This is a genomic window from Rosettibacter firmus (genome assembly GCF_036860695.1).
In the GTDB taxonomy this organism is placed as follows: domain Bacteria; phylum Bacteroidota; class Ignavibacteria; order Ignavibacteriales; family Melioribacteraceae; genus Rosettibacter; species Rosettibacter firmus.
Window position 1 is genome coordinate 1,028,942 of the sequence record NZ_JAYKGJ010000001.1, and the last position, 19,416, is coordinate 1,048,357.

The window sequence follows — 19,416 nt, forward strand, 5'->3', positions numbered from 1 at the left end:
TTAAAAAAGAATAACAATTTATATAAAAGCTTACTTACCCTCTTCAAAGTCAATTAATTTACTATCACGAAAGTAAAAAGTTACTTTACCATAATAATATTGAGTAAATGTCCCCCACTTTTGAACATTCTTTTCAATCTTATCTGGTTTACCCCAGCTGGCAAGTAACATTTTTTCTGTCATTCCTTTCCATACCTGTTTATTATAAATTCTTCGTCCTATCTCCCTACCAAATTTTTTAATATAAAGATTTTCTATTTCCTGGTTTAATAAATCTATTTTACCATCAATTAATGAAGATTCTTTTTTCAAGCTATCGATGTTTTTTTGTAATAATTTTTTCTCTTCTAAAAGTATTGATTGAAATTTCTTTAATGAATCTCTCTCCTGCTGGTAATTATCAAAATTAATTATTGGTTGTGCACTTAATTTTATTGTAATATAAAATATTATTAATAAGATGTTTTTCATAACTAAAGTCGTTTAGTTCTATTTAATAAAAAAAATCCTGTCAATAAATGACAGGATTGCAAGTAGTGAAGAAATTATTTTAAAAAAATTTGTTTATTAGTACGGTTCAAATATAAATTTAGTATGTGATAAATGCTATAAAAATTTTTACGAAATACTTTCACTAATTTCAAAAAATTTGGTTTATTTACATATTCTTGAAGTTTGAATGTATAGTCTTTATATTTACAACCCAAATTTATTATTGGCGAGGTAGCTCAGCAGGTTAGAGCAGTGGAATCATAATCCACGTGTCGGGGGTTCGAATCCCTCCCTCGCTACATTTTATAATGGAGACAAAGGATGTATACAATATTAGTTTTATTAGCATTATTTATTTCATTTTTACTGATTGTAGTTGTACTGCTTCAATCAAGTAAAGGGGGAGGTTTAGCTGGTACATTTGGTGGTGGCCAGTTTGGAACTGTTTTTGGAACAAGAAGAACAGCTGATTTTCTAAGCAAAGCAACCTGGTGGTTAGCAGGTGCTTTAATAGTTCTTTCTATTTTAATTAATTTATTTTTCTTACCAGGTAAATCAACAGTAGAACAAAGAGAGAGTGTAATTCAAGGGGAACAACAAACTATTCCTACTACCCCTGTATTACCACAACAATCGTCTCAACCAACAAAATAAATTTAATGGTTGATTGGTATAAGCCAATCAACCATTTATTGAAATGATAATGAAGCACACCAAAAATCACATCGAAAAATCAAGGGCAAAATGAAAAAGCAAGTAAAACCTGTAAAAGCATATAATAATATCGAATTTCTTAACTCAAAAGATGCAAGAACTATAAGGATTTTAGCTGAATACTACGAGCCTAAAGCAAGATTCGAAAAAAATAAAATTATTGACACAATTGTTTTTTTTGGATCTTCAAGAATTATCTCAAGGAGAGAAGCTCTTAAGTTAGTCAATGAAACAAAAAAAGGGAACACACCTTCCCTGAAAAAGAAATTTGAACGAGCAGTCAAATTACTTGAGATGTCAAAATATTATGAAGATGCTGTTGAGTTATCAAGAAGACTTACAGAATGGTCAATGAAATTAGATGGGAATGGGAATAGATTTATCATTTGCACAGGTGGTGGTCCTGGAATAATGGAAGCTGCAAATAAAGGTGCATATTTAGCAGGTGGCCGATCAATTGGATTAAATATAAGTATACCTTATGAGCAATTTGTAAATAAATATGTAGATCCCGAATTATCATTCGAATTTCATTACTTTTTTATGCGTAAATTATGGTTTGTTTATTTGGCAAAAGCATTAATAGTCTTTCCAGGCGGTTTTGGAACTATGGACGAGCTTATGGAAGTTCTTACATTAGTTCAAACTAAAAAAGTTGTTAAAAAAATGAAGATTATTATTTACGACGAAGCTTACTGGCGAGAAATTATAAATTTTGATGCTTTAATTGAACATGGAACAATTAGTAAAGAAGATATGAAATTATTCGATTTCTGTAATTCAATTGATGAAGCTTTCGAAAAAATAACTAATCATTTTAAAAAATACTTTCTCTAAAAATAAAAAAACCCGTTTAAAACGGGTCTTCCTTTCAAATTGCCAAAAAAATCAGCCTTTCTTCTCTTTGAGTGCCTGCTCTCTTGAAGCTCTCCGTTTTGCTTTAATTAAATCCATTCTTTTTTCAATTGATGGCTTTACATAAAAGGTTCTTTTTTTGAATTCCTTTAATATCCCTGAACGTTCGTATTTTTTCTTAAAGCGTTTTAGAGCTTTATCGATACTTTCATTTTCTTGAACTGTAATTCCTACCACTCTATATCACCTTCCTTTTATTAGTTTTTAAAATTTTGTGCACCAAACTTAATCTTTTCGAATTTAATTGTCAACCTTACTTTGGGGTGTTATTACAAGGACAGGGCACTTAGCATATCTTATAACTTTTTCAGCTACACTTCCAAGTAGTGTATGCAAAATTCCAGTTCTACCATGTGTTGCAATTACAATTAAACCTTTTTCTACTTCATTAGAATATTTAACTATTTCTTCATAATCAATTCCTTTTCTTAAGACCTGAATTATTTCTACATTTGAATCATTTTGCAGTTTCTGGGCTGTTTCATTTAACTGTCTTTTGGCTTCTTCTTCCATATTATTCATTATTTCATCTTCGGAAACATCAAGAGAATGAACAGCCAGAAATGGTGGAGTCTTTTCCAATACATAAATAAGATGAATCTTAGCTCCTATCTTTTCTGCCAAATCTACTGCATAATCGAATGCAGAAAAAGATAATGAACTAAAATCTGTTGGTATTATTATGTTTTTAATGTCAAACATAATTAACTCTATTTAATTATTATCAAAACTTTTATTTTTTCTTTTGGAGAAAATATAACCTTTATCTTTAGCATAATCATACAATAAAGAATAGAGCATTTTTCGTGCACGGTGCAATCTTGATCTTACTGTTCCAACTGGTATATCGACAAAATCAGCTATTTCTTCGTAACTAAATCCTTCAATATCACTAAGAATTATTACAGTTCTAAAATCTTCTGGCAATTTGTTGATTGCTTCGGAGATTTCATCGTCCAGTGTTTTACTAAAAGCATCTTCTTCGTAATGATTAGATTGAACTTCATCTGATTTTATTGTTTCATAAAAATTCTGAACATCTTCATAATCAACTTTGTTAGGTTCTTTAATATGTTTTCTATAATCGTTGATGAAGGAATTTTTCATTATTCTAAAAAGCCAGGCTTTACAGTTTGTTCCTTTTTCGAACTTGTCAAAAAATCGAAATGCTTTTAAATAAGTTTCCTGAACAAGATCATCGGCATCTTCTTCGTCGCCAGTTAATCTGAGAGCAAAATTATACAACGCATTCATATGAGGAATAGCTTCTTTCTGAAAATCTTCATAAAGCTCTTTTAACCTATCGTTCGATATTTCATTTTCCAGTTCTTGCATTTCAATTTCATAAATTATATATGTAAAATTAATGAATAATAAGACTATTTAATATTCTTGTTTCTGAATCATTCAGAATTTGAAAAAATCCATTAATAACAATATAAGTTTTATCTTTTCCTTTGCTGATGATCAAATTTGCATATTCATCCACAGCTAATTGAGGTTTGTAGTTATCATAACATAACATATTAATCGGTAAATTAATATAGTCCTTTGTAAATTTATTATTAAATCTAATATATCCATAACCAGCAGAAAGTAAAGATTTATATTGAAGTTTTTCAAAATCCATTTGTTCTGTAGCTGAATAAATTTTTGTTACATCAACATTATAACCATCAAGTATATATTCTTCGATACCAAATTTAATTGATAAATCTCCTATCTCTTTTATTTTACCTACAAAATAAAAGTTATTGGTTTCACTATCATATTTTCTTTCTCTATTAATTCCTATATCTACTGTAAAGGAATTATCATTCTTTTTGATTTTTAAATTTCTTAAAAGCAAATCGAACAGCAACTGATTATTTTCTGGAATTGAAAAGTAATCTAAATAGTTACTTTCATTAAATTTTTCTGTGGCAATAAAATAAAAAGCAGAAAGTAAAGAAATAAAATTTAATTTTCTGATTTTTGTTTTTGTCGGATCTTCTCTTAAGAAACCTGATTCAATTAATATAGAACTTATGCCTGTTTTTGTAAAATTATCTCCAAATGATCTTGGTTCGTGGTCATCATCATATCTTGCAATATTAAATGGAATAAATTCTTTCAATATTTCTGATATTTTAACGATGAGTTTCATACTTATCTTACGAGTTTCTGTAATACTTTTATCAAAATCTGATGGTGGTGCAAGCATAGAAATTGCTGCTAAGTTATTGCTTCTACCAGCAGTGTAATAATTATTCTGGTCGTGAAGATTAAAAGCAAATTTAGGTTTTATTCTATTTGCAATATCCCATAAAATTTTTGATTCATACGATTCACATCTTATAGCATCTCGATTCAAATCAATATTAAGTGAATTTTCTCTTTGAAATTTTTCTGCTCCATCTGGATTTAACATTGGTATAAAAAATATTTTTAATTTATTAAGAATCATTTCTTTCTCGTGTTTATACTCATCATCTTCAAGAAAAAAGTTTATCAAGTCAAATATAGTTGCTGTTGCTGTAGGTTCATCACCATGCATCTGACTCCATGCAAGAACACAAATATTTCCTTCCCCAAGCGAAATAGAATAAATTTCTCTACCTTCAATTGAATAACCAGCTAATTCTACACTAACATTATTTTTCTCTTTTAAACTTTCAATCAAATTTTTTATTTGTGAATGTTTTAATAAAGGTAGCGATAATTTTTTTTCTATATACTTTTCGTAATTTTCATAAATTGATTTGAAACTCATCATATTTAATTTATGTTTTATTTATTGATTTATGTTACTAACTTAATGCAAATTTAATTAGCAAGTTATAATTATTAAAGTACAATAAAAAATACGGAGCTATTATGTCAACTGATACACTAAAAATAGGCTCAAAAGCACCTGATTTTAATTTACCTGCAGTCGATGGTAATACCTATTCTCTAAATTCATTTAAAGACAAGGAAGCTTTAATTGTAATTTTTAGTTGCAATCATTGTCCATATGTTCGTGCATACGAAGATAGAATTATTCAAATTCAGAATGATTATAAAGACAAACTACAAATTGTAGCTATTAATTCGAATGATACTAAAAATTATCCAGAAGATTCTTTCGAAGAGATGATAAAAAGAGCAAAAGAAAAAAAATTTAATTTCCCTTATTTGAGAGACGAGACTCAGGAAATTGCAAAAGCTTATGGTGCAACACACACTCCTGAAATATTTTTATTCGATAAAGAGCGTAAACTTGTTTTTCACGGAAAGATAGATGATAACTGGCAGGAACCAGAAAAAGTTAAAACTCCATATCTTAGAAATGCAATCGATGAATTACTATCTGGAAAAGCAATTTCAGTCCCTGAAACATTTACAATTGGTTGTACTATCAAGTGGAAAACTTAAAACTCAAGAGTCTAAATAATAAGTGTAAATAAAAAGTAAAAATCAGGGATTATAAAATTTTATAACAAAATTTCACCAAAATTATCTTCATAATGTTGAATTTCTTTTAATGGTTGTGGTGAAATTGCAAAACAATAGAGTGGATATAATTGAGTAATCATTTTTATTGTTTCAAGTATAATTTCATCAGAGAATAAAATTTTATCAGGAATATTTTTATTCCTTTCTAAAAGGATAAAATCAATATTTTCTAAAAAATGAAGATGATTTTGTGAATTGAATTTTTTTACTATTAATTGTGAATTATTCTCAAGATCAGAAAGAGAATAGTTGTTATCAATTTTGTATTTGTTGCATATATTAATAATTTCTTTTTTGTACCTTAAAAGATTTTGTCCGAAATAAAGATTATTTCCCTTTTTACGATTAATAAACATTCCCATAGCAAAACTTCGTGAATCAAAGTAAAGATAAAATTCACTGTCAAGTTTAAATCTACCAAAATGAATCAACAAAAAAGTTCTATACGGCTCCCCTTTTGCAAATCGCATATCTTTATTAAGTCGCATTATCGTTTCGTTAAACTTTGGTTCGGAGCGAATAGCAGGATTTAATCTATTTAAGAAAGGAGCAATTTCAGAAATAAAAGATTTAGCAGGTTCAATTAAATATTTTTGATATCGTAATTTATTCTTATGAAACCATTCTATATTATTATTTTTTTCGAGATCTCTGAAAAATTTAAATACTTCTTCACTAAATCCATTAAACTTTGTATTGCTTTTCAATACATTATTCCAAGATTTAATGTTAAATAAAAATGTCCAAAATTTTTTCTAAATCTATCCTTCATATTTTCAACACCTTTGTCAAAAAGGTGAACATAGTAGTATCTGATATTTATACCAGCAAGATTTTTTTTACTAATTCCAAAATTAGCACCAAGTCCTATATATCCCCCAACAGCATAATGCATTTTTGCTTTATTAAATGCCGAGAAAAAATCTGTTGTATATGGTTTTGAAACTACAAAAGTAGGACCAATTCCTGCATTAATATATGGTCGTAAATTATCTGTAAGAATATCATAAAACAATCTATATTGAACACCAAAATTTAATGGTATTAAAAAAACATTATTTACTTTTCCCAGTACAAATGTATTACCATACCAATCAACATATTCAACTTCACGTTCATCTTTTGATTCGGAGATTGAAATATCTGCAAAGCCAGTTATTGTTGGAGTAAAATTCTTTCTAATGAATGCACCTAATCCAAATCCCCCTTCTCCAAACATTAAATCAATTCCCCAGCTATGTTCTGGAAATTTTTCAGGTTCTTTTTCTGGTGCTAATTCTCCTATTCTTTGAGCACTAATTTGCACCGATGTAATTATAGCCAATAAATAAATAAATTTTTTCATATTCTCATCTCTTTCATAAACTTGTTATTAAAATTATATTTTATATATTAAAAATCAATAAAGGAATTTTTAAATGTTTTACAAACTAATAATTCGTCAGGTTCTCAGATGGCAACTAATCTTGAATTAAAAATTAAAATTGATTCGCCAATTCCTTACGAGAGAAAATTAAAAACTAATGGAATTAAACACATTCAAACATTAAAACAAAAAGATATTTATTATAAATACAATGATAGTCTTTTGAAATTACGCATTGAAAAAAACAAATATTATTTAATCAAGTACTTAAGAAATGAAATTGGTAAACGATGGAGTAATTATGAAATACTTGAATTAAAAGGGAAAAATCCAGAAAAATTTTTATCGAATATTTTTTGTATCGAGAATATAATAGAAAAAACAAGGAAATTATATCTTTATAAAAATACAAGAATCCACATAGATAATGTAAAAAATCTGGGCTGGTTTTTAGAATTAGAATCAGTTGTTAATAGTAACAAAAAAGAAGCTTCGAAAGAATTTAAAGAAGTAGTTAATTTTCTTGAAATTGATTTATCGAATCAAATTAGAAAATCATATAAAGAATTATTAAAAAATGATTCTAACAAAATTAAACATTGAAAAAGTTGATATTGATTATCTCATTAATGAAAAAATAACAGATAATACAGTATCTGAGCTTCTACTTATTGTACCGACAAATAGAAAAGTAAGAAATCTCAAGAAAGATATAATTTCATTAATGCCTTCACGTTCTGCTGTAGAATTAAATATAGAAACATTGGGCACTTTTTCATCTAAAATTTTAAATCATATAAAACCTTTTAGACAATTAAGTGAAGCAGCATCTATTGTTTTTATCAAACAATGTTTTACAGAAATAAAACCAAAATATTTTTCTATCTACAAAAATGAAGTTCCTTTCGGTACACTTGATAGAATAAAGAATGTAATTACTGAATATAAACGTCATGGAATAACACCGTCTCATCTACGGGAAGAAGCAGAAAAACTTAATAAGTCAGAAAAATTTAAAACTCTCGATATAGCAGATATATACGAAAAGTATATTAACAAATGTTATACTGTCAATTCATTTGATATAGGTGATGTGTATACAAATCTACTTAACATAAACCAAGAAGTGTTCTGCAAACATTTTTCATCTTTATATCGAGAAGTAAAAATAGTAATCATAACTGGATTTAATGAATTTACAAATCCTGAAATAGAAATAATAAATCGTCTTTCACATTTTAGTAAGATTAAACTTTACATCAACTTAGATTACAATGAAAATAATAAACTTCTTTTTTCTCATCTGGATAAGTGTTATAGAAAGTTTGTCGATTTAGGTTTTAAAAATGTAGAAGATATAAGTGAATCGCACCTGCCTGAATTTAGAATGTTAATTCGGAATGAGTTATTTAAACAATTTCCAGAAGAAAAAAAATACGATTATAGACACAATATTTATAAAATAATTGGATTCGATAGAGAAAATGAAGTAGAACTGATTTCAAAACAAATAAAAAATTTAATACGTACCGAAAATGTAAATCCTGATAAAATTTGTGTTGCATTTAATTTAATACAGAACTATTCATTAATTGTAAGAGATGTTTTTTCAAAAAATGGTATCCCTTTCAATCTTACTGATAGACTCAGACTTGACAATTCAAATCCAGTCAAAGCAATAATCAATTTACTTGAGATAGCAGAAAATGATTATTACTATCAAAATATTTTTCGAGCATTAAACAGTGGATTTATAAATCTAAACAATATCGATTTATTTAATCTGTATAAAATTTCTTCGGAATTAAAAATTGTTTCTGGAAAAGAAAACTGGATTAATATTATTAATGATCATCTCAACAACATAGAAACATATGATGAAAATGATAATAGAAAAGATAAAATTGCAGCATTAACCAAAGCTTTAGAAGATATTAAATTGATTACAACTTTATTAGAACCTTTCGAACAAAAACAAACTATAAATCAATTCAGAGAAAATCTTTTCAATTTAATTATAAAATCAGGATTGCCGCTAAAGTTATTATCGTTAGAATATAATCAGGAAGAAAACATTAGAGGTTTTAATAAATTCATAGAAACAATAAATGAAATTTTCGATTTACTTGAAGAAGAAAAAGGAAAAGATGAAAAATATTCTCTCCACTTTTTTATGGATCAAATTAGAACAGCATGCAGCTGGGCAAGATTTAATATCAAAGAAAAATCCAGTTATGGAGTTCTAATTACAAACTTAGAAGAAATACGTGGACTTAACTTCGATTATTTATTTATTGGTGGATTGTGCGATGGTGATATTCCAACAAGATATAATCCCGAAATTTTTTCAACTGGAAAATTTAGAAAGCAAGCTTTTATTCATCAAACCGAAGAAAGAAATCTTTTTTATCAAGCTCTTAATTGCTGGAATAAAAAATTATTTTTGAGTTATCCACTTACAGATAATGGAAGAGAAACTGTTGCCTCTGCATTTTTAAAAGAGTTTGATAAAATATTTATTACCAGTGAAATAAAAGAAAATGAATTATTTACGAAAATTTATTCACTTGAAGAATTACAAGTATATGCAGGCAAAAATCTCTGGGCATTAAACTTACTTCAAAAAAATTTTAATGTTGATAAAGATCATCTTCAGAAATCAATTGATGTAGAAAAACAAAGAGAAGAAAACATTTTATCCGAATCAATTTATAATGGCTTTTTATTGACAGACGTAGATTATAAGATAAATATTGAAGAAATATTAAATTCATTTACCCAGAAACAATATTCAATATCACAACTCGAAACTTACGCTTTATGTCCATTCAAATTTTTCATTGAAAGAGTATTGGGAATTAAAATAATTGAAGAACCAAAAGAAGAAATCGAAGCAATTGAGCTTGGTAGAATTTTACATTCCATTTTGTTTGAGTTCTATACAAAAATTAAAAAAGTAAAAATAGATTTAAGAAATTGCAGTAATGCAGAACTTGAAAATGCAAAGGAATTAATTCTTAATATTGCAAATAAAAAAATAGAACAATCACTTTTTAAATCACCATTAACATTTTATGAAAAAGAATTACTCACAGGAATAGATGGAAATTTAGATGATTCAATTTTAGGAAAATTTATTGAATATGAATCATCTTTACACGATGAGTATGAACCCAGATTTTTTGAAGTGCAGTTTGGAGCAATGAATGTTGAAGAAGCAGATAATGAACTAAGTACACTGGAACCAATTAAAATTGATCAACTTAAATTACGTGGAAAGATTGACAGAATAGAATTATCTAATAATGATAACTCTTTTAATATTGTTGATTATAAATTAAGTGGAGACAAACCCAAAACACGAGAACTCAAACATGGAATCTCTTTACAACTGCCAGTTTACTTATATGCTGCTTCAGAATTACTGAAAGATAAGTATGGATACAATTTCACCCCAAACGAAATGATAATCTATTCATTGAAATACTCAGAAGAAGAATTTGGCAAACAAAAAATTTCTTTAGGAAGAAGTAAAGAATTTCAGAGTATGCAGGAATTAATTGACAATACCATTTTACATATTAAAAACTATGTAACTTCAATATCAAAAGGAAGATTTAATTTATCACCCCATGACGATAGAGAAAAAATTATCTGTCGATACTGTCAATTTAAGCCCATTTGTAGAATACAGGAAACTTTATAAAAGTCAAGTACCAGATAAAAAAAATCATTACTTTCTTGATAACAACACTTAGCTTTTATAATTTCATATCAAAATAAATTTAATTTTTATTATGACATTGTTACGATTATTACTATTAACCTCGATTATTGCCTGTTTCTTTCAGGCTTATAGATTTAGAAAGCATGAAATGTTTTATTATTTCTATATACTCGCTGCAGCTGATCCTGTAAATTTATTAAGATCTTACATCATAAAAAGTAATAACTTTGATGTATATTACTTTTCTATAATTTCAGTATTGTTAGTTTTTTCACTTCCCAAATTAAATATAAAATATAAACTTGCAGTTCTTTTGAGTATAATGACATATTTCATATTAGACCCATACCACATTAAAATATTGTTAATATTTAATCTTTTACAATTCTTTATAATGCTTTATTTTATTAATAATATTATTAATGAGTGGTGGAACGATAAAGATATAAAATTTTTTATGGTCATACTTATAATCCAGCATCTATTTTTAATTATTAAAAGATACTTATTTTATACAGATATAAATACCTATTTAAATTTTTATACATATTTCCTGCTTCTTGATATATTTTATACTTTCATTATAGTTATACTGGGTCCCCATAAAGGATTCTCATTAAATATCAAATGGTTAGATAAATTAACAGGAAGAAGAAAAATTATAGTTTATGGCAATGGAAACCAGACATTTGATTTAAGTGACCTAATAAAATATGGATTAACCGAGAGAGAAATTGAGGTACTAAAATTAATAAGTCAAGGTTATACATCTAAGGAAATTGCAGAAAAGTTATATCTTTCGAAAAAAACTATTGATTATTATCGTAGCAATATTCGTGCAAAACTCAATCTTTCAAAAAAATCAGAAATTATACGATTCTTAAAAGAGAGAAACTTTATTTCTGAACCGAATGAAATTTATCAGACAAAATAATCTCTTCTAAACATTTCCTTAATTTTTAAAAAAAATTACCTGTCAAATAAATTATCCTTATTAATTGCTAATAATTGCTCAATTAGTATTTTTTTAGTATTTCTATCACAAAAATTAGTACTAAATCCTAATGCGTAGACTTCATTATTATACTATTTTTGCGATAAAGTTTTGAGGGCACCAATTGACCGGTTGAAAGCTAATGCAAGTAAACCGGTCAATAATTGGTTAAAGCTATTAATGTATAAAAATTTAAGATATTTTTTTTATAAACATCTAATGTTTATTAATCTCATTTACACTGTGGGATACTGGTCATTAATTATTTTCTCAACTTATTTAGGTATTTATAATATAATTTATCCAAAAACATTGGTGGATGAATTCCAGGCTTCATTCAAAATATATGATAATTTATTAATCTTACTTACCACATGTATTTCACTGATACAAATCACAATTGCATTACTTATGATGTTAAGATTACATATTAAGCCAATATTACTCATTTCTGCTATAATATTTGCAATTTTAGCCTTTATTGAGTTTTTGCCCTCAATAGAAATAGTACCACCTTTTGAATATATAAACCAAATAACAATTATTAATCACCAGAAAGTAATAAAATTTTTAATCTATTTATTCTTCTATTTGATTTCTCTAATTCTTTACTTTAAAACAAAAAACACTTATTCAGATATTAACCTTTCATAAATTAACCTGTGAGTTTTTTCATATTTCTTAAGAAAAGCAAGTAACTTAAAATTAATAATATCTCACCAATCAAAAATATTAATAAAGGAAATTCTACTGGACTTATTGAAGCAACCCTCTTTTGAAAATCATAAGTAAAAGAAAAGAGAATTAATACAACACCTACAAAAGCTGTCAATGTACTAAATTTATCAGTCTTTAATACATATCCTTTTTGTTGCAGGTAAAAACTTATTAAAGAAAAAATAATCATACTTATTGCAATTGTAACTGGAGCATAAACAGGTGCAATCCATGGTACAGGAATTAAAAATAAAATATCATCAGTCATCAACGATTCAGGCCAGTTTAAAAACAACTTGAGCCACACATAATAAAAAATATCCCACACTCCAAAACAAAAAATGAAATAGAAAAATCTTTCTATAAAAAATTTTCCACACAAAATACCTATTGAAAGTAACATTACAATAGTCGAAAATTCTCTTATTAATTCTATTATAAAAATTTTTGTAGGAATTAATTTCAAAGGAAAATGAAAACCCTCTGGATAGTATAATTCTCTCAAATATACAACAATAACAGCTTCAAGATTTGCCATAAAAAGGCTAAATACAAATAATAGAATTAACTTGTGATGTAATTTCATTTTGAAACCCTCATATTATTAGTAAATAACTATTGAAAACTTCATATATAATTTTTATTTTTTCAATGCCACTGCAAAACGCGGTGGCAATTTTTTTTGAGTTCATACCACTCATTATAATTTTGTTTTTTTAGCAACAAAAAAGGAGTAAGACGGTGTCAAATTTTGTTTATCTAAGTAAAGAACGTATAAGAGAATTAGAAAAAGAATTAGCTGAACTTAAGAATCATGGCAGAAAACAAATGGCAGAACGGATTGCAGAAGCCAGATCTCATGGCGATCTTTCAGAAAATGCTGAATATGATGCTGCAAAAGAAGAACAGGGATTACTTGAATTAAAAATTAGTAAACTCGAAGACCTGCTCTCAAGAGCAAGAGTTATTGATACTTCAAATATGCCAAAGGATCAGGTTCATATTCTCTCAAAAGTTAAAGTGAAAAATCTTAACAATAATAAAATATTTGAATATATACTTGTATCTCCAGAAGAAGCAGATTTAGAAAAAGGTAAAATTTCTATTTCTTCTCCTGTTGGTCAGGCATTAATGGGTGCTAAAGCTGGTCAGATAGTCGAAGCAAAAGTACCGGCCGGTATTATAAAATTCGAAATCTTGGGAATTGAATAATTTGCTGGACGAATCATATTTACAAATTGCTCTGGAATTAGCTAAGAAGGGGAAAGGCAAAGTAAGTCCATCTCCTCTTGTTGGAGCTTTACTCGTAAAAAATGATAAAATAATAGGAGCAGCTTATAGAAATTCTCCTTCAGAAATAAGTACAGAAATTTTAGCTATAAAAAAATCAAAAGAGAATACTGAAGGTGCAACTCTTTATACTAACTTAGAACCATGTACACTTTCAACCGATACACAGGATTGCATCGATTTCATTATTCAATCTGGAATTAAGAAAGTTGTCATTGGTTCATTAAATCCAAGACCAGACTACAAGGGTCAATCTATTAAAAAATTAAGGAAAGCTGGTATTGAAGTTAAAACTGGCATACTTGAAAATGAATGTATCGATATAAATAAATTTTATTTTAAATATATCTCAACTTCACTTCCTTACATCACATTAAAAATGGCAATTACTATTGATGGAAAAATAGCAGATACTTCTGGTAATTCTAAATGGTTAACATCCGTTGAATCGAGATGTCTGGTTCATGAACTCCGTTCAGAATATGATGCAGTTATGGTTGGTTTTAAAAGTGTAAAAATTGATAATCCTGAACTAACCGTTAGACTTGTTGAAGGTAGAAATCCCAAAAGAATCATACTCGATTCTAAACTTCAGTTAAGCTTAGAATCAAATCTTGTAAAAAAGAATCTTGATAAAAATTTGATAATTGTTACTTCACAAAAAAATCAAAACAAGAAGAAAAAAATTAATGCTTATCTTAAAAGAGGGATAAAGATTTTATTTGTTCCAGAAAAAAGTAATGGCAAATTAGACCTGCTGAAAACTCTTTCCATTCTCTCTGAAGAGAAAATCACATCTGTACTTGTTGAGGGTGGTAGCAAAGTTTTCACCAGTTTTATAAAACAAAAACTCGAAGATGAGATTTTAATTTTTATATCACCTAAAATACTTGGACGTGGCTTACCACTCTGCTCTAATCTTGGAATAAAAAGTTTATCAGAAGCTATAAATTATTCTATAAAAGAAGTCGAAAAAATAGGTGATGATGCTTTAATTAAATTAATGAGAAGATAATCTTTTTAAAAGCTACCAATTAATTTCATGAAAAGTTTAGAACAAAAAATAATTAACTTTATTGCAAGGTATAATTTAATTGAAAAAAATGATAACTTATTAATATCATTTAGCGGAGGTCCCGATTCTGTTTTTGCTTTATACTTTTTCAATAAGTTCAAAAAGAAATACAAGATTAAAATTGCTGCAATTCATTTTAATCATCAACTAAGAGGTAAAGAATCTGACGAAGACGAAATGTTTTGCTCGGAGTTTTGCAAGAAATTAGATATTCCTTTCTACTCATTCAGACTTAATGTTAAAGATTATGCAAAGAAAAATAAACTTTCAATCGAAGAAGCAGCAAGAGAACTCCGCTATAATTTTCTCGATAAATTTTCCATAGAAGAAAATTATAATAAAATTCTTACTGCTCACAATCTAAACGATAACACAGAAACAATTTTATTAAATTTATTCAGTGGAACAGGTTTTTCAGGTTTATCGGGTATACCAATTAAACGTGGTAAAATTATTCGTCCATTACTTTGTATATCAAAAGATGAGATTCTGGAATATCTCAATCAAAACAACATCAACTATAGGATTGATTCTTCTAATCTTCAAAATGATTTTAAAAGAAATATCATAAGAAACGAAATCTTGCCTTTGATAAGAAAAAATTTAAATCCAAAAGTTGATAGTGCAATTTTCAGATCATCAAAACTTCTCGAAAATTTTAATTCTATTATAGAAAAACACATAAATGAACTTACTGAAAAATATATCAGAATCTCCAGAGGGAACATATTCATCAAATTATCCGCTCAAAAAATTGATGATGGTATCTTAGGTGAAATTCTTAAAAGAATATTAAAAGATAATTTTAATTATTCTATTGAATATGATGATTTAATGAAAATCAAATCATTATTCGATAAACAAACAGGAAAAGAAATTAATATATCTAAAAAAATTAAGGCAATTAGAGAAAGAAATTACATAAGTATTTCTTTGAAAAAAGAAGAAAGCAATTCGTTCTTTAATTTAAAAGTTGGAGAGAAAATAAAAATTAACAATAAAACTTTGGGTATTGAAGAAGTTGATAAAAACAAAATAAAATTAATAAAAAGAAAAAATATTGAATATATTTCTGCCGATAAATTGAGTAACGATTTTATTTTACGAAAATGGGAAGCTGGCGATAAATTCATACCATTAGGCATGAAGAAACTGAAAAAGGTTTCTGATTTTTTAACTGATGAAAAAATAAAATCTTCAGAAAAAAAAGATAAATTTGTATTAGTGAACAATAATTTAATTGTCTGGGTTGTAGGTCATAGAATAGATGACCGAGTAAAAATTACTTCACAAACTAAAAGGATATTAAAACTGTGGATAAAATAGATATTCAAAGTGCAAAAGAATTGTGGATTGGAACTGAAAAATTTGTTCCTTTTATAACAGAAGAACAAATTCAAAAAAGAATAGCAGAATTAGGTAAAGAAATATCAAACGACTATAAAGCTAAATTACCTATATTCATTGGAGTTTTGAACGGCTCTTTTATGTTCATGGCCGATTTAATGAAACATATAACCATTAATTGCGAAATTGATTTTTTTAAACTTTCCAGTTATGGCGATGCAAAAATAAGCTCTGGAAAAGTAAAACTTATTAAAGACTTAAATGCCGATATTACAGACAGACATCTAATAATAGTTGAAGATATTGTTGATACTGGATTATCTATTAAATACATAGAAAAATTAATGGAAAGCCATAGCCCTGCAAGCATGAAAGTTGCATCGCTACTGGTGAAAGAAGATAGTATAAAATATGATGTGAAAATTGATTATATTGGATTCAAAATTCAGAACAAATTTGTAATTGGATACGGATTGGATTATGCTCAGAAATACAGAAATTTAAAATCTATTTATGTGTTAAGTGAATAAATAAAGGTGTAAATTTAAATTATGGCAAATAACGACAATCGACATAAGAATAACAAATCAAAACCTCCTTTTGGTAATGGTTCTCAAAAACCTGAAGGTGATTTTGATTGGTCAAAAATTATTAGAACTGTAATCAGCTGGGGTACGGTAATAATTGCTGCAGTTATTATTATGCAATTTATGAAATCCGGAACCCCTAATATGATTGATGTTCCCTACGATGTTTACGAAAAGTTCCTGGAAAGTGGAAAAATTGCAAGCGCTAAAATCATAAAAACTGATGTAAACGATTATAGATTTGAAGGTAAATTAATTCAAAAAGAAAAAATATTCTTAAATGGTGCTTATGTTGATGTTCAAAACTTTAGCGTAACATTAATTGAACCTGTTCTTCAGGATCAGGTTAAGATATGGAAAGAAAAGAATATTAAATTTACTTTTGTCAAAGAATCAAATGAATGGACTTCTATACTCTTTGGGCTTATACCATGGATTATAATTTTTGGTATCTGGATCTTAATCTTTAGAAGAATGCAAGCTGGAGCCGGTGGAACAAAAGGAATCTTTAACTTTGGTAAAAGTAGAGCCAAATTAATAACAGAATCATCAATTAAAGTAACATTTAAAGATGTTGCTGGTGCTGACGAAGCAAAATTAGAATTAGAAGAAATAATTGAATTCCTTAAGGAACCTGCTAAATTTCAAAGACTTGGTGGTAAAATTCCACGTGGTGTTTTATTATTAGGACCTCCTGGAACAGGAAAAACTTTATTAGCAAGAGCTGTTGCTGGCGAGGCTGGAGTTCCTTTCTTTTCAATCTCGGGAGCAGACTTTGTTGAAATGTTTGTCGGTGTTGGTGCAAGTCGTGTTCGCGATCTTTTTGAACAAGGTAAAAAGAATGCCCCATGCATAATCTTCATTGACGAGATTGATGCTGTCGGAAGACATCGTGGAGCCGGATTAGGTGGTGGACACGATGAACGTGAACAAACCTTAAATCAATTACTTGTTGAAATGGACGGCTTCGAACAAAATAGTGGTGTAATTATAATTGCTGCTACAAATCGCCCGGATGTTCTTGATCCTGCTTTGTTAAGACCAGGAAGATTTGATAGACAAATTGTAGTCGACCGCCCTGATGTTAAAGGTAGAGAAGGAATTCTTAAAGTTCATACAAGAAAAATACCTCTCGATTCTGATGTAGATTTAGCTGTACTTGCCAAAGCTACACCTGGACTTGCTGGTGCAGAATTGGCAAATATGGTTAACGAAGCTGCTTTACTTGCAGCAAGAAAAAATAAAAAGAAAGTTTCGATGGAAGACTTTGAAGAAGCTAAAGATAAAGTAATGATGGGAATAGAAAGAAAGAGTTTAATAATTTCAGAAGAAGAGAAAAAAATCACTGCTTATCACGAAATTGGTCATGTACTTGTTGCTAAAATGCTTCCCGAAGCCGATCCGGTTCATAAAGTTACAATCATTCCTCGTGGAAGAGCTCTTGGTGTTACTACTTATTTACCTGTAGACGAAAAACACACTTATTCAAAAGAATATCTCGAAGCAATGATTACATATGCACTTGGCGGAAGAGCAGCAGAAAAAATTGTATTTAAGAGATTTACTACAGGTGCAGGTAATGATATAGAAAAAGCAACCAGTATTGCTCGCAAAATGGTTTGTGAATGGGGAATGAGCGAAAAATTAGGTCCACTGGCTTATGGCGCTAAAGAAGAAGAGATCTTCCTTGGTAGAGAAATAACAAAACACAAAGATTATAGCGAAAAGACCGCACAGGAAATTGATGAAGAAGTTAAAAAGATTGTTATGACATGTATGGAAAGAGCAGAAAAAATTCTTCAGGAAAATATCGAATTATTACATAAACTCTCAAAAGAACTACTCGAAAGAGAAATTCTTGATTCTGAAGAAATAGATAAAATTATGAAAGGAGAAGAATTACCACCGATTAAGAAAAATGGCGGGGAAAATAATGCTGAAAAAAATCAGGAAATCCCTGAACATGTAAAAAAACTATTAGAAGAAAGGGAAAAAAGAGAATCCTCCAAAAATTCTGATAAGGCAAATGGTAGCTAGTGAACACGCAACTATCGATTATCAAAGTGAAGTTCTAAGAAAAACAATTCATCTTTGTTCACTTTCTATTCCAGTTATTTATTATTTTATTACAAAAGAACTGGCATTAAAAATATTAATCCCTCTCTTAATTTTATCACTTATTATTGATCTCGGTAGATATTATTTCAAACCAATACAAGATTTTTTTTATAACCTGTTTGGATTCCTTCTAAGAAGACACGAAAAAGATCATCAAAAGAAAAATCTTAATGGTGCTACTTACGTTTTAATTTCCGCTGTTCTGGTTATTCTTATATTTCCAAAAGTATTTGTTGTTACTTCTTTTTCCGTGCTCATAATTGGCGATATTGCAGCAGCTCTGATTGGCAGAAAATATGGTAGAAGAAAATTTTTATTAAAAAGTCTGGAAGGTACTTTAGCATTTTTCTTTTTTTCGTGTATAGTTATTCTTTTTACTCCCAAAATAGAAGGAAATATTCTTGAATTTATTATAGGATTTATTTCCGTTGCAGTTGGAGCCATCGCAGAAAATATATCTATTGGCTGGGCAGACGATAATCTTACAATTCCTATTACTGTTGGATTAACCATGTGGATTTTATACTCAATTTTATTCCCACATATGCCCTTAATTCTTCCTAACGTCCCAAATTAATGAAACAAAATAATTTAATT

20 protein-coding genes and 1 tRNA gene are annotated in these 19,416 nt (G+C 28.1%); 13 read left to right on the top strand and 8 right to left on the bottom strand.

Annotated features, from left to right (window positions below; translation table 11 throughout):
- Positions 1-30: 30 nt before the first annotated feature.
- On the bottom strand, positions 31-471 hold the full coding sequence (locus VJY38_RS04445; protein WP_353679463.1) for a hypothetical protein: 441 nt from the start codon (positions 469-471) through the stop codon (positions 31-33).
- Between the two features lie 246 nt (positions 472-717).
- Between VJY38_RS04445 and VJY38_RS04450 the strand changes: the two genes are divergently transcribed.
- The 3 genes from VJY38_RS04450 to VJY38_RS04460 all read left to right on the top strand — a co-directional run bounded on the left by VJY38_RS04450 (position 718) and on the right by VJY38_RS04460 (position 2,043).
- Positions 718-791, top strand: a tRNA-Met gene (locus VJY38_RS04450).
- Positions 792-813: 22 nt separating this feature from the next.
- Positions 814-1,146 (top strand): preprotein translocase subunit SecG, encoded by a 333-nt coding sequence (secG, locus tag VJY38_RS04455; RefSeq protein WP_353679464.1) that lies wholly within the window; start codon positions 814-816, stop codon positions 1,144-1,146.
- Between the two features lie 90 nt (positions 1,147-1,236).
- Positions 1,237-2,043: an LOG family protein gene (locus VJY38_RS04460; protein WP_353679465.1), complete on the top strand. Its 807-nt coding sequence runs from the start codon at positions 1,237-1,239 to the stop codon at positions 2,041-2,043.
- Between the two features lie 51 nt (positions 2,044-2,094).
- Here the strand turns inward: VJY38_RS04460 and rpsU are convergent, their stop codons facing one another.
- The 4 genes from rpsU to VJY38_RS04480 all read right to left on the bottom strand — a co-directional run bounded on the left by rpsU (position 2,095) and on the right by VJY38_RS04480 (position 4,876).
- Positions 2,095-2,298 carry a 30S ribosomal protein S21 gene (rpsU, locus tag VJY38_RS04465; protein WP_353679466.1) on the bottom strand — a complete coding sequence of 68 codons (204 nt, stop codon included), beginning with the start codon at positions 2,296-2,298 and terminating at the stop codon, positions 2,095-2,097.
- A 63-nt stretch (positions 2,299-2,361) separates the two neighbouring features.
- Entirely contained in the window at positions 2,362-2,823 is a 462-nt protein-coding gene (locus VJY38_RS04470) for a universal stress protein (RefSeq protein WP_353679467.1), read from the bottom strand.
- A gap of 12 nt (positions 2,824-2,835) precedes the next feature.
- Positions 2,836-3,456 carry a sigma-70 family RNA polymerase sigma factor gene (locus tag VJY38_RS04475; RefSeq protein ID WP_353679468.1) on the bottom strand — a complete coding sequence of 207 codons (621 nt, stop codon included), beginning with the start codon at positions 3,454-3,456 and terminating at the stop codon, positions 2,836-2,838.
- Positions 3,457-3,484: 28 nt separating this feature from the next.
- A complete protein-coding gene (locus tag VJY38_RS04480) occupies positions 3,485-4,876 on the bottom strand; it encodes a M14 family zinc carboxypeptidase (RefSeq protein ID WP_353679469.1) in 1,392 nt (463 codons plus the stop codon).
- 101 nt (positions 4,877-4,977) lie between these two features.
- Here VJY38_RS04480 and VJY38_RS04485 point away from each other — a divergent pair, with 101 nt between their 5' ends.
- Positions 4,978-5,517 carry a thioredoxin family protein gene (locus VJY38_RS04485; RefSeq protein WP_353679470.1) on the top strand — a complete coding sequence of 180 codons (540 nt, stop codon included), beginning with the start codon at positions 4,978-4,980 and terminating at the stop codon, positions 5,515-5,517.
- A gap of 59 nt (positions 5,518-5,576) precedes the next feature.
- On the opposite strand, the gene VJY38_RS04490 is transcribed toward VJY38_RS04485, so the two are convergent.
- Both VJY38_RS04490 and VJY38_RS04495 read right to left on the bottom strand, forming a co-directional pair.
- On the bottom strand, positions 5,577-6,305 hold the full coding sequence (locus VJY38_RS04490; RefSeq protein WP_353679471.1) for a DUF2461 family protein: 729 nt from the start codon (positions 6,303-6,305) through the stop codon (positions 5,577-5,579).
- Positions 6,302-6,943: a porin family protein gene (locus tag VJY38_RS04495; protein WP_353679472.1), complete on the bottom strand. Its 642-nt coding sequence runs from the start codon at positions 6,941-6,943 to the stop codon at positions 6,302-6,304. Before VJY38_RS04495 ends, VJY38_RS04490 begins: the two co-directional genes overlap by 4 nt.
- A 108-nt stretch (positions 6,944-7,051) precedes the next feature.
- Between VJY38_RS04495 and VJY38_RS04500 the strand changes: the two genes are divergently transcribed.
- The 3 genes from VJY38_RS04500 (at position 7,052) to VJY38_RS04510 (ending at position 11,625) form a co-directional block, all read left to right on the top strand.
- The gene (locus tag VJY38_RS04500) at positions 7,052-7,567 is read left to right on the top strand and encodes a CYTH domain-containing protein (protein ID WP_353679473.1); all 516 of its coding nucleotides are present in this window, start codon (positions 7,052-7,054) and stop codon (positions 7,565-7,567) included.
- Positions 7,542-10,670: a PD-(D/E)XK nuclease family protein gene (locus VJY38_RS04505; RefSeq protein ID WP_353679474.1), complete on the top strand. Its 3,129-nt coding sequence runs from the start codon at positions 7,542-7,544 to the stop codon at positions 10,668-10,670. Before VJY38_RS04500 ends, VJY38_RS04505 begins: the two co-directional genes overlap by 26 nt.
- 169 nt (positions 10,671-10,839) lie before the next feature.
- Positions 10,840-11,625, top strand: coding sequence for a response regulator transcription factor (locus VJY38_RS04510; RefSeq protein WP_353679475.1), 786 nt, complete (start codon positions 10,840-10,842; stop codon positions 11,623-11,625).
- Between the two features lie 715 nt (positions 11,626-12,340).
- Here the strand turns inward: VJY38_RS04510 and VJY38_RS04515 are convergent.
- Positions 12,341-12,988 (bottom strand): hypothetical protein, encoded by a 648-nt coding sequence (locus VJY38_RS04515; RefSeq protein WP_353679476.1) that lies wholly within the window; start codon positions 12,986-12,988, stop codon positions 12,341-12,343.
- Positions 12,989-13,143: 155 nt separating this feature from the next.
- On the opposite strand from VJY38_RS04515, the gene greA reads away from it, so the two are divergent.
- From greA to VJY38_RS04545, 6 genes are read left to right on the top strand one after another with little or no spacing between them, the layout of a single operon-like run.
- The gene (gene greA, locus VJY38_RS04520; RefSeq protein WP_353679477.1) at positions 13,144-13,614 is read left to right on the top strand and encodes a transcription elongation factor GreA; all 471 of its coding nucleotides are present in this window, start codon (positions 13,144-13,146) and stop codon (positions 13,612-13,614) included.
- On the top strand, positions 13,607-14,707 hold the full coding sequence (gene ribD, locus VJY38_RS04525; protein WP_353679478.1) for a bifunctional diaminohydroxyphosphoribosylaminopyrimidine deaminase/5-amino-6-(5-phosphoribosylamino)uracil reductase RibD: 1,101 nt from the start codon (positions 13,607-13,609) through the stop codon (positions 14,705-14,707). Before greA ends, ribD begins: the two co-directional genes overlap by 8 nt.
- Before the next feature lie 27 nt (positions 14,708-14,734).
- Entirely contained in the window at positions 14,735-16,093 is a 1,359-nt protein-coding gene (gene tilS / locus VJY38_RS04530; protein ID WP_353679479.1) for a tRNA lysidine(34) synthetase TilS, read from the top strand.
- A complete protein-coding gene (gene hpt / locus VJY38_RS04535) occupies positions 16,081-16,644 on the top strand; it encodes a hypoxanthine phosphoribosyltransferase (RefSeq protein ID WP_353679480.1) in 564 nt (187 codons plus the stop codon). Before tilS ends, hpt begins: the two co-directional genes overlap by 13 nt.
- Positions 16,645-16,665: 21 nt before the next feature.
- Positions 16,666-18,738: an ATP-dependent zinc metalloprotease FtsH gene (ftsH, locus tag VJY38_RS04540; RefSeq protein WP_353679481.1), complete on the top strand. Its 2,073-nt coding sequence runs from the start codon at positions 16,666-16,668 to the stop codon at positions 18,736-18,738.
- The gene (locus tag VJY38_RS04545) at positions 18,728-19,396 is read left to right on the top strand and encodes a diacylglycerol/polyprenol kinase family protein (RefSeq protein WP_353679482.1); all 669 of its coding nucleotides are present in this window, start codon (positions 18,728-18,730) and stop codon (positions 19,394-19,396) included. Before ftsH ends, VJY38_RS04545 begins: the two co-directional genes overlap by 11 nt.
- The last annotated feature ends 20 nt before the right edge of the window (positions 19,397-19,416 follow it).